This is a genomic window from Streptomyces sp. NPDC028298 (assembly GCF_055565895.1).
In genome coordinates, this window is the sequence record NZ_JBVHTL010000007.1 from 478157 (window position 1) to 494328 (window position 16172).

Sequence of the window (16172 nt, forward strand, 5' to 3'; positions counted from 1 at the left end):
AGAGCACCGCCGTCGCCGACGTGAGTGGCACAGGCAGCCTCCCCCTCGTAGCGTGGTGCGCAGGCACGCTGTGGGGTCACGGCGTGAGCTCGCCGACGGTCGAGACCGCGGGAGGCGTGCAGCCGTCCGTTCCGCGATCGTCCACCCCTGAGTGCGCCTGCAGAGCCGAAATCCTCGGCTCCTGTCGCGGAGGTCCCCCATGCCCCGAACCGTGTGGTCCGGCGCCATCTCTTTCGGCCTGGTCACCGTGCCGATCCACGTGGTCAACGCCCGGGAGGACCACAGCATCCACTTCCACCAGGTCCACCTGGAGGACATGGGGCGGGTGCGGAGCCGCAAGATCTGCGAGATCGAGAACCGCGAGGTCGCGCAGTCCGAGATCGGCAAGGGCTACCAGTGGGGCAAGGACACGATCATCCCGGTGCTCGACGAGGAGCTGCGGGAGATACCGCTGCCGACCGCGAAGGCCATCGAGATCGAGGCGTTCGTGCCGCTGGACTCCATCGACCCGATCCAGATCGGCGACGGCTACTACCTCCAGCCGGACGGCAACGTGGCCGTCAAGCCGTACACGCTCCTTCGGAAGGCCCTGGAGCGGTCGTCGAAGGTGGCCGTGGCGAAGTACGCCTGGAGCGGTCGTGAGCGGCTGGGTCTGCTCCGGGTCCGCGACAACGTCATCGTGCTGCACGCGATGCGCTGGTCCGACGAGATCCGCGACCCCGCGGAACTGAGGCCGGAGGAGATCGAACTCACCGACGCCGAGATCACCCAGGCGGAGCAGCTCATCGAGCGGCTGACCCGCGACGATCTGGAGGGCGAGGAGTTCACCGACCGGTACACCGAGGCGGTGGAGCAGCTCATCGACGCGAAGCGCGAGCACCGTGAACCGCCCACGGCCGAGGAGCCCGCGGAGGCGCCGGGGCAGATCGTCGATCTCATGGCGGCGCTCAAGGAGTCCGTGGCCAAGGCCCGCAAGTCCCGGGGCGACGACGCCACCGTCCACGACATGCCCAGGAAGAAGGCCGCGAGCAAGAAGACCGCGGGCACCGCGGGCAAGAAGAGCGCGGCGAAGAAGACGGCGACCGCGAGGACGGCGAAGAAGCAGCCTGCCGAGAAGCCGGCCAAGAAGACGGCGGCGCGCAAACCGCGGCGCAGCGCCTGAATCCGGGGTTCCGCGGGGGCCGGCCCCGCCGGCGCGGCGCCTCACACCGGGGTTCGGCACAGGCCTCTCCGACGCCACGACCCCGCGGGTGCCGAGCCTGCCGCCCGGCCCCCCTGTGGGACGACGCTTCCGCCCGGCGGTCCGGGCAGCACGTCACCCCGTGGAGCCGGGAACCGGCGGAATGTGAACGGTCATGATCAGGTGACAGGTCCGGTCACCCGATCCGCGGTAGGTGTGGGGGGTGTCGGCGTCGAAGGTGGCCGTCTGGCCGGTCTCCAGGGCGTGTTCCGTGCCGTCCACGACGAGCACCATCCGTCCGGCCGTGACGCTGACGGTCTCCACGACGCCCGCCTGATGCGGGTGACTGGGATATTCGTCGCCCGGTTCCAGCTTCCAGCGCCACACCTCGACCGGGGCGGGTCCCGAGGTGGTCAGCATCAGCCGCGCCTCGCTGCCCTTCTCCCCGGCCCACAGGGGCATGACGGCATCGGCGCTCACCACGCGGACACGGCCTTCGGTCGGTCCTTCCATGAGGGCGGACACCGAGATGCCGAGGGTGTCGGCGAGGCGGACCAGGGTGGCGAAGTTCGGGTTGCCCTGGGCCTTCTCCAGACCGACCAGGGCGCCCTTGCTGACCTTGGCGCGGCGGCCGAGCTCGTCCAGGGACAGCCCGGCGCGGGTGCGGGCGGCCCTGACGTTCTGCGCGAGCGTCCGCAGGGCCGCATCGGTCTCGGTCATCGGTCTCCCCTCCTGGCGGCGCGTTCATTTCACTGCACCACACGGTCGTTCGGTTGACACGAGTCGGTCGGTGCGTTGTACGGTGTAGTCGTTCCATTGATGTTAAGGGATGTACCCGTGATCGCTCTGCTGCTGGCCCTGGGCAGCTCCCTGGCCTACGGATGCGCCGACTTCCTCGGCGGCCTCGGCGCCCGCAAGGCCCACGTCCTGCGCACCGTGATGATCGCCGCCCCGGCCTCGCTCACCGTCGAACTGCTGCTGTGGCCCTTCCTCGGCGCCTCCTTCTCCCCCGCGACACTCGCCTGGGGCGCGGCGTCCGGTCTCGCGTCGGCCGCCGCGTTCGCCCTGCTGTACCGCACCCTGGCGATCGGCCCGATGAACGTCCTCTCGCCCCTCACCGCGCTGGTCTCGGCCCTGCTGCCGGCCGGGGTCGGGATGGTGCAGGGCGAGGACCTGGGCCCGGCCGGGCTGATCGGGCTGCCGCTGGCACTGGCAGCGGTCGTCCTGGTCAGCGCCGGAGGCGGCACCGGGACCACGCGGCCGTCGCGCACCGCGCTGCTGCTGGCCTTCGGCGCCGGGGCCGCGATCGCGCTGCAGCTCGTGTTCCTGCACCAGGCGCCCTCGGACAGCGGCGTCGGACCACTCGTCGTCGGACGCGCGGTCTCCTCCGCCGTCGTCCTCGCGGCGGCCGGACTGGCGCGTCGCCGGCTGGGCTCGGAGAAGCCCGCGTACGCGATGTCGATGACCGCCGGTGTGCTGGACTCGGTGGCGAATCTGCTGTTCCTGCTCGCCGCCCGCAGCGGCGACCTGGCCGTAGTCGCCGTGATCACCGCCCTGTACCCGGCGGGCACCGTCCTGCTCGCCCGCGGTGTGCTCGCCGAGCGGATCCATCGCGGACAGCTCGTCGGGCTCGGCACCGCCGCCGTGGCCGTCGGCCTACTCGCCCTCACCTGATCCCGTACGCGTCCGGAAGGACCCGCATGTTCATCCAGCCCTGGGACGCCGCCCTCGACGACGCCGAATGGCGGACCTGGATCGCCGACGGCCACGACTTCGGCATCCTCAGCGTCAACGGCCTCACCGGACAGGCACCCGCCGTCGTGCCCACGCACTTCGTCGTCGACGACACGTGCCTGCTCGTCCATCTCGCCCGCCCCAACCCCGTCTGGAAGGCGATCGAGGCCGATCCGAACGTCACGTTCTCCGTGAGCGGCGACTACGCCTTCGTCCCCGGACCCTGGCGCGCCCAGCCCGGCATCCCGCCCACCGACGGTGTCCCCACCAGCTACTACGCGGCCGTCCAGTTCACCTGCCGGGCGGCGATCGTCGACGAACCCGAGGCCAAGGCCGAACTGCTGCGCCGCCAGATGGCCCACTTCCAGCCCGAGGGGGACCACGCCCCCATCGAACCCGGCCGGCCTCCCTACGGACGGATGCTCACCGGCATCCGCGGCCTGCGCCTCGACGTCACCGCGGTGCGCGCGAAGTTCAAGTACGACGACCACAAGCCCGTCGAGCAGCGCACCGACACCGCCCGCCGGCTCACCGAACGCGGCACCGGCCTGGACGCACCCACCGCGACACAGCAGCTCCGCCGCCTGGACCGCATCGGGCCCTGGACACCCTGACCGCACCCCTCGGGCACCGCCACTTCCGTCGCGTCCATACCTTCCATCACTTCACTTCCATCGCGTCCATCGCGTCCATCACTTCCATCTCGGCCTCCACTCGGAACGGACCCCCGGATGACCATCTTCCGCATCAGCCCCGCCGTCGCCGCCGACTTCCCCGACTCGCTCATCGCCGTCGTCACCGCCACCGGCCTGCGCGGCGACGAACCGTGGCCCGCCACCAGCACCGCCGTCGAGGAGCTGGAGCGGCAGCTCGCCGACGCCTCCTGGGCTCCCGCCGACGAGAGCGATCCGCGCATCGAGGCATGGCACACCGCCTACCGCTCCTTCGGCACCAACCCGCGCCGCACCCGGCCCAGCGTCGACGCCCTCGGCCGCCGACTCGCCAAGAAGGGCGCGCTGCCACGTATCAACGCGGCCGTCGACTCGTACAACGTCGTCTCCGTCCGCCACGGGCTGCCCGCCGGGGCCTTCGACCTCGACCACGTCACCGGTGATGTCGAGATCCGCCATGCCGACGGCGGCGAGACCTTCACCCCGCTCGGCGAGCCCGACACCGTCGAGAACCCCCGCCCCGGCGAGGTCGTCTACGCCGACACCACCGGCGTCCTCACCCGGCACTGGAACCACCGCGACGCGCACCGCACCCGTGTCACCCACGACTCCACCCACGTCGCGTTCATCCTCGAGACGCTGCACGCCGGCCGCGACGGCCACCTCCTCACGACCTCGGCAGCCGAACTCCAGGAGCTGCTCGCCCCGCACGCGACGCGGACGACGGTCGACTACCTCGGCCCGGGCGCCGACGCCTGATCCACCGGCGCTCGCCCCTGCCGCGGAGTCGACCATGACGTCGAGGAGCGCGGGTAGGGTATGCCGGGCAAAAGGGGGCGGTCCGGTGAGGACGAGCCGTACGCGAGAGGACGTCACCGGACCGTTGAGGCCGAACAGTTGAACCGACCGAGCCTGAAGTCGCCCACGGTCCGCACCGAGGACCGGATCGGCGGTGAAGAGCCTCCGCTCGCGGCCCGGTCCCGCCGTCCTGACGACCTGCTGCGCCTCCTCATAGGCGTGCTCGGCATCGCCCTGCTTCTCATCGTGGCCTGGGGCGCGCACGCCACCACGTCCGGTGTCGAGCACGACGTCTCGCGCACCACGACCCACACGTCCCGCCTGTTGACCGGCTTCCTCGGCCCCCCCGCCAACCTGGCCCTGCTTCTCGTCCCGGTCGTGTTCGCCGTCGAACGGCTGATCCGGCGGGACGGCGCGCGCGTCCCTGACGGAGTGCTCGCCGCCGTCCTCGCGCACGCCGTCGCCCTCGGCACCGGCCTGTGGGTGACGACCCTCGCGCCCTTCGCCGTCCACGACGCGCTCACCCGGGCCGCACCCGACGGCGGCATCACCGACCCGGTGCACGGATACGCCGCCCCGGCCGTCGCCTTCATGACGGCGGTGGGCATGGCGCGGCGCCCCCGCTGGCGGGCGGTGCTGTGGGCGGTGCTCGTACTGAACGCCTTCGCGATGCTGGCCGGGGGATACGCCACGCTGTCCTCCGTGGTGCTCACTCTGCTGATCGGCTGGAGCGTCGGCTGCGGCACGGTCTACGTGGTCGGGTCACCGAACGTGCGACCCACCGCCCTCTCGCTGCCGGCGGCGCTGCGGCGGGCCGGCCTGACGGCGGTCACCGCCCGGCGGCTGGCCGACGGTCCCGAGTCCTCCCCCGCCGAGCGTGGCCGCCGGTACCGCGTCGAACGCGAGGACGGCCCGCCGCTCGACGTCACCGTCGTCGACCGGGAGCAGCAGGCCCAGGACTTCATGCACCGCGCCTGGCGTCACCTGGTGATGCGCCCGATCAGTGAGCGCGGCAGTCTGCAGTCCCTGCGCCAGACGATGGAGCAGGAGACGCTGCTGGCGTACGCGGCGGCCTCGGCGGGAGCGCGTACGCCGCGGCTGATCGGCGCCTACGAGCTCGGCCCCGACGCGGTGATGCTCGTCCACGAGCACATCGAGGCACGCCCCCTGGACCTGCTGGCCGACGAGGAGATCGACGACAGGGTCCTGGACGGGATCTGGGAGCAGGTCCGCACACTCCACGCGCGGCGCATCGCGCACCGGCGGCTGACCGGGGACGCGCTGCTGGTGGACGACTCCGGCGCCGTCCACGTCACCGAACTGGGCCGCGGCGAGATCGCCGCCGGGGACATCCTGCTGCGCCTGGACACGGCCCAGTTGCTCACGACGCTCGCCCTGCGGATCGGCCCCGAGCGCTCGGTCGCCTCCGCGACGCGGATCCTGGGCCCCGACGCCGTCGCCGGCAGCCTGCCGATGCTCCAGCCGATCGCGCTCAGCCGCTCCACCCGGGCCACGCTCCGCCGGCTCGCCAAGGAACGTACGGAACGAGAGCACGAGGAACTCTCACGGGCCGTCGATGCCGCGGACGAGAGCACGTCGGAGGACACCCACGAGGACGACGATCTCGCCCGGATCCGCCGGCAGGTGCTGCTCATCCGCCCGCAGGCCGCCGTCGCCCCGGCCCGGCTGGAGCGGATCAGGCCGCGCACACTGATCACCCTCGTCGGCGGTGTCACCGTCGCCGGCTATCTGCTCTCCCAACTGGTCACGCTCGACTTCGGCGCGCTCGTCGAACAGGCCAACTGGACCTGGGTCGTGGTCGCGCTGGCCTTCTCCGCCCTGACCTATGTGGCGGCGGCGATGAGCCTGCTCGGCTTCGTCCCGGAGAGGATCCCGTTCGGCCGGACCGTCCTGGCCCAGCTCGCCTCGTCGTTCGCGCTCGCTCCGGCGGCCGTCGGCGGTATCGCGCTCAACACCCGTTTCCTGCAACGCAACCGGGTGCGGCCCGGGTTCGCGGTGGCGAGCGTGGGCGCCTCCCAACTGGCGGGTGGCGTCGGCCATGTGGTGCTCCTGCTCGCCTTCGGTTATGCGACGGGCACTCAGGACACCACCCTGTTCTCCCCGTCGAGCGCGACCCTGGTGATCGGCGCGCTGCTCGCCGTCGCCGCGCTCGTGCTGGCGGTCGCCGCCGTTCCGCGGCTCCGCAGATTCGCCACCACGCGGGTACGAGCGCTGTTCTCGGGCGTCCTGCCGCGTCTGCTCGATCTGCTCCAGCGGCCCACCAAGCTGATCACCGGATTCGGCGGCATCCTGCTGCTCAATCTCTCCTACATCGCCTGCCTGGACGCCTCGGTACGGGCGTTCGGCCACTCGCTCGGCTTCGCACCCCTGGCCTTCGCCTATCTCGTGGGCAGCGCCGCGGGTTCGGCCATTCCGACGCCCGGCGGTATCGGGGGCGTCGAGACGGCTCTGGGCCAGCGCCCTCACCCTGGCGGGGCTGCCGGCGGCGACCGCGTTCTCGGCGGTGCTGCTGCACCGACTGCTCACCTTCTGGCTTCCGGTACTCCCGGGCTGGCTCGCCTTCAGCCACCTGGTCCGCAAGCAGTTGCTCTAGGAGCTGTCCTCGACGGGCCGTCGGAGCGCCCGGTGCGGGCGCCGAGGGGCGCGGGTCAGATCGCCGGCTCGGGGAGCTCCCCGGGCTCGACCACGACGACCTCGACACGGGTGCAGCCGACCGCCTCCAGCGCACGGCGGCGCCGCGTGGCGGAACGCTTGTCGTAGCGACCCGCGGAGGCCTGCGGCGCACCGTCCGGATCGGTCCACGTCAGGCTGTACCGACGCTTCGCAGTCGACATGCAGCCATCCTCTCTGCCCTCACCGGCACATACGGGGCGCACCCCGACCGACCGGTGGTTCATGGTTCATACGATCCAGCAGCTTCACATGCGCGAGGCCGCATCGGAAGGACAAACGGGTGTGGCGGAGGTCATCGCCGGACGGCCCGGGCGGAACGAACCCGGCTCGGCCGGCATGCTCCGGGCCCCGGCCGGAGGCTGGGTCCGCGCCGAGGAAGCGAGCGCCACGCGCCCTCACCAACTCCACGGCCCGCGACCGCCGCCCGCCCTTCCACCCCACCTCGCCCCCAGGGGCACGATCAAGCCATCTTTCCTTCACACGAACGGCACAACAGCACCTAGAGTGTGCGCGTGACCGAGCAGAATCCCGAACTCATCGCCGGCCGCTACGAGCTGGTCGAACGCGTCGGCCAGGGCGGTATGGGCCGGGTCTGGCGTGGCCTGGACCGGCAGCTCTTCGGACGCGAGGTCGCCGTCAAGGAGATCCTCTTCCCGCCGGGGATGGAGGAACGCGACCGCGCCACCCTGCTCGGGCGCTTCGCCGCCGAGGCCCGCGCCGCGGTGACTCTCAGCCATCCCGGAATCATCACGATCCATGACGTCGTGGAGCACCAGGGCGCCCCCGTGATCGTCATGGAGTTCATCCGCGGCGCGTCGCTGGCCGCCGCGATCCGCGGGCAGGGCCGGCTGCCCGCTCGGCGGGTGGCCGAGATCGGCGCCGCCATGCTCGACGCCCTCGCCGAGGCGCACGAGGCGCGGATCGTCCACCGCGACATCAAGCCGGACAACGTGCTCCTGACCAAGGACCGGGTCGTCCTCACCGACTTCGGCATCGCGCACCTCGCGGACGCCACGACCAAGCTGAGTCACAGCGGGATCGTCATCGGTACGCCGCAGTACATGGCGCCGGAGCAGTTGGAGGGCAAGCGTCCGACGCCCGCCAACGACCTGTGGGCGCTCGGCGCCACCCTCTACCACGCCGTCGAGGGGCAGCCGCCGTTCGAGGCGGAAGGGCTCCACGCCCTGGCCGTCGCCGTCTTCACGCGGCCGCACCGCCCGCCGGTCCACGCCGGCCCGCTGGCGCCCGTACTGGAGGCGCTGCTCACGAAGGATCCGGAGCAGCGGGTGGGCGCCGCCGAAGCCGCCGGGATGCTGGCGTCGGTGCTGCGTTCGTTGCCGGCGCGGGACGAGGTGGCCGTGGAGCGGGAGCCGGGGCCCGAGGCCGGCCCGGAAGCCGGGCGTGATTCCGTCGCGGACGCGGCTACGGAGCACGCGCCGCCTTCCGCGCCCCCGAAGCCCCGTAGGCCTCCCACGGCCGGAGGGCCTGGTGCGCCGGGAACGCCGCACGAGCCCACGGTGCTGGACTCCGGAGCGTCCCCGGCCGACCCCCGGATCCCCGTTCCGGACGTACCGGACCACCCGCCCGTCCCGGACGAGACCCCCGTCACGGACGAGACCCCCGTCACGGACGAGGCCCCGGTTCCGGACGAGGCCCATGTGCCGGACGAGACCCCTGTTCCGGACCGGCCGACCGATCCGCCGTCCGTCCCCGCGCCCGTGCCCCCGACCGAGGACGTGGTCACGCTGGGGACGACGGCCGGGATCGAGAAGGACGAGCGGACGCCCGTACGGGCGCGCGCCCTCACCCGACGCTCCGTGGTCCTGGGCGCGGCACTGGCCACGCTCGCGGCCGGCTCCGTCCTGACCTGGACCCTCTCGGGAGACGACAAGAAGTCCGGCGACGACGGGGCGCCCGGCGGCGGTGCCTCGGCGGCCGCCGTGACGGTGGTCATCGGAGTGGACGCTCCGATCACCGGAGGAATGTCCCCGATGGGCCTCGGCATCCGGAACTCCGCCGAACTCGCGGTCAAGACCGCGAATCAGAAGCGGCTCGTGCCCGGGGTGAAGTTCGAGATCAAGACCCTGGACGACGCGTCCGACCCCGTCAAGGGCGGGCAGAACGCGGCCGCTTTCGTGTCCGACGCGAAGGTGCTCGGTGTCGTCGGGCCGTTGAACTCCAGCGTGGCCCGGACGCTCGTGGCCCCTCTGGACCAGGCGGACCTGGTCAGCGTCTCACCGGGCAACACCGCTCCCGAGCTGACGCTGGGCACCGACTGGGCCGCCGGCACCAAGTCCCGCCCGTACGACACGTACTTCCGTACGGTGGCCACGGACGTGGACCAAGGCCCGTTCGCCGCCCGCTACCTCCACACCGAGGCCGGGAAGAGCAAGGTGTACGTCGTCGACGACAAGAGCGTGTACGGCACCGGTCTCGCCTCCGGGTTCACGGCCGAGTTCGAGAAGCTCGGCGGAACCGTGGTCGGCGCGGAGCAGGTCGATCCCGGCGGCACCGAGTTCTCCGACCTGGCCGCGAGCGTCCGGGGATCGGGCGCCGACGCCGTGTACTTCGGGGGCTACTACGACACCGCGGGGCCGCTCTCCCAGCAGCTCAAGGAGGCCGGAGCCGACATCCCCCTGATGGGCGGCGACGGCATCCTCACCGAGGGATACGTCACCTCCGGTCCGAAGACCGCGGGCGACCTCGCCGTCAACATCGGCGTGGCCGCCGAGGATCTGGCGGGCGGATCGGACTTCGTCACCCGGTACGACGAGGCCGGGTACGAGGACACGGCCAACTGGTACGGACCGTACGCCTACGACGCGACCTGGAGCCTCATCGAGGCCGTGAAGTCCCTCGTGAAGGACAACGGCGGCACTCTGCCCCAGGGCGCCCGGGCGAAGATGCGACAGGCCGTGTCCCGGCTCGACTTCGACGGTGTCACCGGCCGTGTCGCCTTCGACGAGTACGGCGACACCCGCAACCGGGGTCTGACGGTGTGCTCGGTGGCCGGGGGCCGCTGGTCCACCGTCACCAGCGGATCCGCACCTTCCTGACGCATCGTGATCCGGCTACGCGTCGAGATAGTGGTAATCACCGTCCGGGACGCCGATCACCAGGCCGCCGTCGCAGACGCGCCACTCGCTCATGCCGTCGACGTCGTGGCTGAGCAGAAACAGCCCCCGGGGCCTCTCGTCGTACTCCTCATCCGGGTCGGAAGCCGGGATCCGGGCGATCTGACGAAGCCTCTCCTCGAACCAGTCGAGGGCCACCGCGCGGATGTTACCTCCATAGAAGGCCCACTTCACGTAGTTGTACTGCCGAGGAGGGAACGCCCAGCCCCCGCTGTAGGTGCGCTCCGGATCGTCCGCTTCCACGATCTCCTTGATCTGGGCGAGCTGTTGGTCGTCACACTCCAGCCAACCCCTGACCGAGACCATGGTTCCCACGGCGGTTGCTCCTCGTTCGTGTGGCGCGCTGCCCGGTCGCACCGTCCCTGTTCCTCTGCGCTTGCACGCTAGGGGTGAACTGCTCGGTCACGCAAAGGAATTGACACCGGCATCAGCCGCTTCGGGCGTCGCGTGAAGGCATCCGCGGGGTGGGCGGCCGTGGACCAGCGCCGCGGTGAGTCCGACCAGGAGCAGTACCGTGCCGGTATGGCAAGGAACCGGAAGCCGTACTGGCGCACCCTCGGGACACCTACGCATCTCGTCCTGTACCGGACTCCGGACGGATGGCGGTACGCCGTCTACTTCACCGGACCAGTCGGCATCGCGGACGGCGCACTCGCCGATCCTCCGTCCTCGTCCGAGCCGGACCTCGCGCAGACGGCCCTCCTCCGGAAGGCGGAGGAATTCACCTGCCGCCGGCTTGAGGTCCTCTGGCAGGCATCCGATCAACCGGACTGGTGGACCGGCACCGTCGCGAAGGCCGGACCGCTTCCGCCTGCCTGACCCCCGCGAACACCGCGGACGGAGTCCCTACCGCTCGTCGTGCGCGGCGGGCCGTGCGGCGGCCTCGGCCCTGACCGTCTCGCGCAGTTCCTCCGGTGTGAAGCCGAGGGTGCGCAGGACCCGCCCGGCCGTGCTCTCCTCGGCGTGGATCAGGCCCAGCAGCATGTGTTCCGTGCCGACCCGGTCGTGGCCGAGGTCGGCCGACGCGTGGCGCGCCTGCTCGATGGCCTCCTTGCTCTCCGGTCGGAAGGCGATGTGACCTCGCAGCGCCTTCTCCCCCACCGGCGGCAGCGCCTCCTCGATCGCCTCGCGGACGCGCTGCTCGGACTCGGCTTTCGCCAGCAGCAACTCGTACGCCAGGCCTCGTGGTTCACCGAGCAGGCCGAGCAGGAGGTGTCCGGTGCCGATGAAGTCGTGCTTGTGCGTTCGGGCGGCTTCCTGCGCCAGCACGATGCCGTGCCGGTTCAGGTTGGTGAACCGCTCGAAGGGCGCGGGCGCGTGGCGTTGCTGGGCGGCCTGCTTGGAGACCCCGATGGCGTCGCCGATCTGGGTCCAGGACGCCCCGGTCCGCTTGGCCTTGCTGACGTAGTGGTCGATGAGCTGGTCTCCGAGGTCGGAGAGCGTCTGGGCGCGAAGACGCGCCTCGCTGATGCGGGCCAGTTCGTCGGCTTCGGGAAGTTCCTCGTCGAGTCGGGCGATCAGGTCGGCGAGGCTGATGTCGAGTGGACTCATGCGTCAATCTTAAGTTGACGATTGTCGATCGTCAACTTGAAATTGACGCATGTCTGGATTCCATACCCTCCGATCGAACCTGCCTGACCGTTACGGCAGTTAGGGTCGAACGGGTCGTGATCGAAGGGCTCGGGATCCGTGGCCGAATCGCTCGAAGCGCCGGCACAACGAGCGGCAACACGAGTGCCCGCGAGAGCCGATCCCGCTCGCCATCTCGTGGCGCGGGTCACATCGGCCTCATGTCACGAAAGGAAGGGGAGCTTGCGTCTGGTGGTCGTCCGCACGGCGAGAACGACCCATACGAAAGCGGTGGCAAGCGCGATGAACTCGACGACAGCGCAACGGCAAGAGGTTCTGGTCCTGGGTGCCGGCTACGCCGGACTCGCCGCCGCGATCCAGCTCGCGGCCCGCACCAGGAAGCGCGGGAACCTCCGGGTGACGCTGGTCAACCCCTACGACACCTTCACCGAGCGGCTTCGGCTGCACATGACCGCCACCGGCCAGGAGACGGCCGAGATGGACATCAGGGAGCTGCTGGACGGCACCGGCGCCGCCTTCGTCCGCGGTTGGGTCACCGCCGTGGACACCCGGGCGAAGACCGTCCGCGTCGACGACGACCGGGTCCTGCGCTACGACACCCTCGTCTACGGCCTGGGGAGCGTCGCGGACACCGTCGCGGTCCCCGGAGTGGACGACCACGCGTACACCCTCGACAGCCCGGAGAACGCCGCCCAGCTCGCCGGCCGGCTGGCCCGGCTGGGCGGCGGGACCGTCGTCGTCGGAGGCAGCGGACTCACCGGTGTCGAGGCCGCCGCGGAGATCGCCGAACGGCACCCCGAGCTCCAGGTGGTGCTGCTGGGACGGCACGAACCGGGCGCCGGCATGCACCCCAGGGCCAAGGCCCACCTGGACGCGGGCCTCGCCCGGCTCGGCGTCCGCGTGCACGCCGGTGTCGAGGTGTCCAAGGTCCTGCCGGACGGCGTCGAGCTCGCCGACGGCTCCGCGATCCCGGCGGACGCGGTGCTGTGGACCAGCGGAACCCGCGTCTCGCCCCTGGCGGCCGCCGCGGGCCTGACCGTGGACGAGCGCGGCCGTGTCGTCACCGACAGCGCTCTACGGTCGGTCTCCCACCCCGATGTCTACGCCGTCGGCGACGCGGCGGCGGTCCGCCAGGGCTACGGCGTGATGCACGGGACCTGCCAGGGCGGCATGCCCACCGGCGTGCACGCGGCCCTCTCGATCCTGCGGGTGGCGGCGGGCAGGGACCCCAGGCCCTTCCGGTTCGGCTTCTACCACACGCCCGTCAGCCTGGGCCGGAACGACGGCGTCGTGCAGTTCACCCGACCCGACACCCGTCCGCGCCGGATCGTCCTGACCGGCGAGCGGGCGGCGAGGTACAAGGAGACGGTCACCGCCGCGCCGTGGCCGACCTTCGCGCGTATGAAGAAGATGCCCGCCATGGGCGCGTTCTGGCCGCACGGCGGCCGCTACACCCGGATTCGGAGCGCCAAATGATCCAGCCGCACCAGGCCGGCCCCGACCAGCTCGCCTTCCAGCAGTACCGCACCCTGCTCTTCTCGGTCGCCTACCGCCTGCTCGGCAGCGCGGCCGACGCCGAGGACGTCGTACAGGACGCCTGGTTCAAGTGGTCGGCGGCCGACCGCTCCCAAGTCGCCGACCCCAAGGCCTATCTGACGCGGATCATCTCCAACCTGGCGATGGAGCGCCTGCGTTCGACCCGCCGTCAACGCGAGACATATGTCGGGCCCTGGCTTCCCGAGCCGATCCTCACCGGCCCGGACACCGCCGACGACGTCGCCTCGGCGGACTCCGTCTCCATGGCCCTGTTGGTCGTCCTGGAGACGCTCAGTCCCCTGGAGCGGGCGGTCTTCGTACTGAAGGAGGTCTTCGCCTTCAGCTACGGGGAGATCGCGGAGGCGGTCGAGCGCTCGGAGTCGGCGGTCCGCCAGGCCGCGCACCGCGCCCGCGAGCACGTCCAGGCGCGCAGACCCCGTTACCCCGCGGACCGCGCCCGCCGACGCGACGTCACCGAGCGCTTCCTCGCGGCGGCCACGGGCGGCGACCTCAACACCCTCATGGAGCTGCTCTCCCCGGGTGTGACGCTGTGGACCGACGGCGGCGGCAAGGTCCGCCAGGCACTCAAGCCGGTCGTCGGCCTGGAGACCGTCGCCCGCTGGTTCGCCGCGCTCGGCACGATGAGCTACCAGGGCGTCGAGCCCGGACAGATGCGGGCCGAGCTCACCTCGGTCAACGGAGGCCCAGGCGTGGTCTTCCGCGGCCCGGACCGCGTCATCGCCACGCTGACGTTCGACTTCGACCCGGAAGGACGCATCTCGGCCATCCACAACGTGGCCAACCCGGACAAGCTCCAGGCGATCACCGACGGGATCCGGTACGAACTCCGCTGAGCACCCCCGCTCGTGCCTCTGCCGGCTCCGGTCAGCGGCTCGGGAGGGAGCGGGGCAGCCCGAACCAGGGCAGCACGCTGTTGTCGAATCGGGTCAGGGCGCTGATCCGATCGCCGGTGAGCGTGAGGACGTAGAGGCCGACGCCGTGGCTGAGGCCGTCGGGGCCACGCAGGTAGGCCCCGAACGCCGGCTGGCCGTTGGCTCGCGACGGCACGAGGTCGAACCTGCGGCCCGCGTCGAACAGCGCGGCGCAGAAGCGGGCCACGGGATCCCGTCCCTGGTATTCGAACGGCATCGGCGGCATCGACATGAAGACGTCGTCGGTCAGGAGGTCCACCAGGGCGTCGACATCGGCGGACTCCCACGCGCGGACGAACCTCCCCACGACCGCTTCCTCGGCCGGTGAGCCCGCGGCCGGGGGCGGCGGGTCGGCGGCGGCCGACGGCCGGTCGCGTCGCAGGCCGGCGCGTGCTCGCTTGAGGGCGCTGTTGACCGAGTCGACGGTGGAATCGAGGATGTCGGCCACCTCGCTCGCCTTGAACCCCAGAACGTCACGCAGGACGAGGACGGCGACCTGGCGCGGTGGCAGGAGCTGCAAAGCGGTCACGAAGGCGAGGGAGACGGATTCGGTGCGCTCGTAACGGGCTTCCGGGCCGAGCGGCGCCCCGGCCGCGTCCTCCAGGAGGGCGCCGGGATAAGGCTGCAGCCATACGATCTCGCCGAGCCGGGTCGGCTCGGGCGGTTCGACTCCGGGCACGTTCCACTCCTTGGCCGGGCGCCGGGCGGCCGCGCGGCGCGCGTCGAGACACCGATGGGTCGCGATCCGGTAGAGCCAGGTGCGCAGCGAGGCGCGTCCCTCGAACCCGTCGAGGCTCTGCCAGGCGGTGAGCAGGGTGTTCTGGAGGGCGTCCTCGGCGTCCTCGAAGGATCCGAGCATGCGATAGCAGTGCACCTGAAGCTCTCGGAGGTGCGGCTCGGTCAGCTCCCTGAACGCGTCGCCGTCCCCGGCCCGCGCCCGCTCGATCAGATCGGCTGCCGCCATCGTCACCGTCTCCTTCTTGGGAGCCCCACCACATCCGGGCCCCGCCTCTTCCGAGTCCCGCGGATTCCGGGGCCCGCCACATCCGAGTCCCGCGGACTCCGGACCCTGCCGCTTCCGGGCCCCGCCGCGCTTCCATCCTGTACAGGCGCCGGCCGGGACGAGAACTGGGCGGTCGGGCGGCGCCCAGTTCCCGTCCCGGCGGACGCCTGCATCTACGTGGTCGTCGACAACGTAGACGCGAGGAGTGATCGGACATGGGAAAGATCGTGATGAGCGGGCCGCAGAACGTCTCGCTCGACGGAGTGGTCCAGGACCCGGACGGTGCGGAGGGCTTCGCGTTCGGAGGCTGGTTCCCCCGGTACGGGGGCGCGGATCTCGCCGAGTGGAGCAAGATCGCACTGGAGGAGGCCCTGGGCGCCGAGGCCTGGCTGCTGGGCCGCAAGAGTTACGAGTTCTTCGGGGAGCGGTGGCGGCCCCGGAGCGGCGAGCTGGCGGACCGCCTGAACAGCATGCCCAAGTACGTCGTGTCCTCGACGCTCGGAGAACCCGACTGGGACAACTCGACGGTCCTGCGGGGCGACGCCGTGGCCGAGGTCGCGCAACTCAAGCGCGAGCTGGACGGAGAGATCGTCGTCCCCGGCAGTCATCGGCTCGGTCGCACGCTGATCGAGGCCGGCCTCCTCGACGAGGTGCGGCTGGTCGTCTTCCCGGTCGTGCTCGGGGCCGGGGAGCGGTTCTTCGGCGAGGCCCCGAGCACGAGGCCGCTGCGCCTGGTGGAGGCCAGGACCATCGGCGACGGGCTGGCCTTCCTGACGTACGAGTTCGTCCAGAGTCCCTGAGGGGCCCGGGGGGGGGGGGGGGGGGGGGGGGGGGGGGGGGGGGGGGGGGGGGGGGGGGGGGGGGGGGGGGGGGGGGGGGGGGGGGGGGGGGGGGGGGGGG

Annotated in this window: 14 protein-coding genes and 1 pseudogene; 10 read left to right on the forward strand and 5 right to left on the reverse strand. The window is 71.6% G+C overall.

Going from position 1 to position 16172, the window contains the following annotated elements:
• The first annotated feature begins 199 nt into the window (after positions 1-199).
• Positions 200-1162, forward strand: coding sequence for a non-homologous end joining protein Ku (gene ku, locus ACZ4TO_RS30590; protein WP_468025870.1), 963 nt, complete (start codon positions 200-202; stop codon positions 1160-1162).
• A gap of 153 nt (positions 1163-1315) precedes the next feature.
• Here ku and ACZ4TO_RS30595 read toward each other — a convergent pair whose 3' ends face one another.
• Positions 1316-1900 (reverse strand): helix-turn-helix domain-containing protein, encoded by a 585-nt coding sequence (locus ACZ4TO_RS30595; RefSeq protein ID WP_385037720.1) that lies wholly within the window; start codon positions 1898-1900, stop codon positions 1316-1318.
• Positions 1901-2017: 117 nt separating this feature from the next.
• On the opposite strand from ACZ4TO_RS30595, the gene ACZ4TO_RS30600 reads away from it, so the two are divergent.
• The 4 genes and pseudogenes from ACZ4TO_RS30600 to ACZ4TO_RS30615 all read left to right on the forward strand — a co-directional run bounded on the left by ACZ4TO_RS30600 (position 2018) and on the right by ACZ4TO_RS30615 (position 6997).
• Positions 2018-2854: an EamA family transporter gene (locus ACZ4TO_RS30600; protein WP_385037717.1), complete on the forward strand. Its 837-nt coding sequence runs from the start codon at positions 2018-2020 to the stop codon at positions 2852-2854.
• 26 nt (positions 2855-2880) lie between these two features.
• A complete protein-coding gene (locus tag ACZ4TO_RS30605) occupies positions 2881-3528 on the forward strand; it encodes an FMN-binding negative transcriptional regulator (protein ID WP_468025871.1) in 648 nt (215 codons plus the stop codon).
• Between the two features lie 117 nt (positions 3529-3645).
• The gene (locus ACZ4TO_RS30610) at positions 3646-4344 is read left to right on the forward strand and encodes a B3/B4 domain-containing protein (protein WP_468025872.1); all 699 of its coding nucleotides are present in this window, start codon (positions 3646-3648) and stop codon (positions 4342-4344) included.
• Positions 4345-4404: 60 nt separating this feature from the next.
• A pseudogene (locus ACZ4TO_RS30615) lies at positions 4405-6997 on the forward strand (lysylphosphatidylglycerol synthase domain-containing protein).
• A gap of 55 nt (positions 6998-7052) precedes the next feature.
• Here the strand turns inward: ACZ4TO_RS30615 and ACZ4TO_RS30620 are convergent.
• Positions 7053-7238: a hypothetical protein gene (locus ACZ4TO_RS30620; protein WP_382784885.1), complete on the reverse strand. Its 186-nt coding sequence runs from the start codon at positions 7236-7238 to the stop codon at positions 7053-7055.
• Between the two features lie 351 nt (positions 7239-7589).
• Between ACZ4TO_RS30620 and ACZ4TO_RS30625 the strand changes: the two genes are divergently transcribed.
• Entirely contained in the window at positions 7590-10133 is a 2544-nt protein-coding gene (locus tag ACZ4TO_RS30625; protein WP_468025873.1) for a bifunctional serine/threonine-protein kinase/ABC transporter substrate-binding protein, read from the forward strand.
• 15 nt (positions 10134-10148) lie between these two features.
• Here the strand turns inward: ACZ4TO_RS30625 and ACZ4TO_RS30630 are convergent, their stop codons facing one another.
• A complete protein-coding gene (locus ACZ4TO_RS30630; protein ID WP_468025890.1) occupies positions 10149-10517 on the reverse strand; it encodes a hypothetical protein in 369 nt (122 codons plus the stop codon).
• 216 nt (positions 10518-10733) lie between these two features.
• Here ACZ4TO_RS30630 and ACZ4TO_RS30635 point away from each other — a divergent pair, with 216 nt between their 5' ends.
• The gene (locus ACZ4TO_RS30635; RefSeq protein WP_451076140.1) at positions 10734-11030 is read left to right on the forward strand and encodes a hypothetical protein; all 297 of its coding nucleotides are present in this window, start codon (positions 10734-10736) and stop codon (positions 11028-11030) included.
• 27 nt (positions 11031-11057) lie between these two features.
• Here ACZ4TO_RS30635 and ACZ4TO_RS30640 read toward each other — a convergent pair whose 3' ends face one another.
• Positions 11058-11762: a Clp protease N-terminal domain-containing protein gene (locus ACZ4TO_RS30640; RefSeq protein ID WP_468025874.1), complete on the reverse strand. Its 705-nt coding sequence runs from the start codon at positions 11760-11762 to the stop codon at positions 11058-11060.
• 321 nt (positions 11763-12083) lie between these two features.
• Between ACZ4TO_RS30640 and ACZ4TO_RS30645 the strand changes: the two genes are divergently transcribed.
• Positions 12084-13277, forward strand: a complete 1194-nt coding sequence (locus ACZ4TO_RS30645) for an NAD(P)/FAD-dependent oxidoreductase (RefSeq protein WP_468025875.1) — start codon at positions 12084-12086, stop codon at positions 13275-13277.
• On the forward strand, positions 13274-14191 hold the full coding sequence (locus ACZ4TO_RS30650) for an RNA polymerase sigma-70 factor (RefSeq protein WP_468025876.1): 918 nt from the start codon (positions 13274-13276) through the stop codon (positions 14189-14191). The genes ACZ4TO_RS30645 and ACZ4TO_RS30650 overlap by 4 nt, the downstream gene beginning before the upstream one ends.
• Positions 14192-14222: 31 nt before the next feature.
• On the opposite strand, the gene ACZ4TO_RS30655 is transcribed toward ACZ4TO_RS30650, so the two are convergent.
• Positions 14223-15233: a sigma-70 family RNA polymerase sigma factor gene (locus ACZ4TO_RS30655; protein ID WP_382784893.1), complete on the reverse strand. Its 1011-nt coding sequence runs from the start codon at positions 15231-15233 to the stop codon at positions 14223-14225.
• Between the two features lie 254 nt (positions 15234-15487).
• Here ACZ4TO_RS30655 and ACZ4TO_RS30660 point away from each other — a divergent pair, with 254 nt between their 5' ends.
• A complete protein-coding gene (locus tag ACZ4TO_RS30660; RefSeq protein WP_468025877.1) occupies positions 15488-16072 on the forward strand; it encodes a dihydrofolate reductase family protein in 585 nt (194 codons plus the stop codon).
• Positions 16073-16172: the final 100 nt, after the last annotated feature.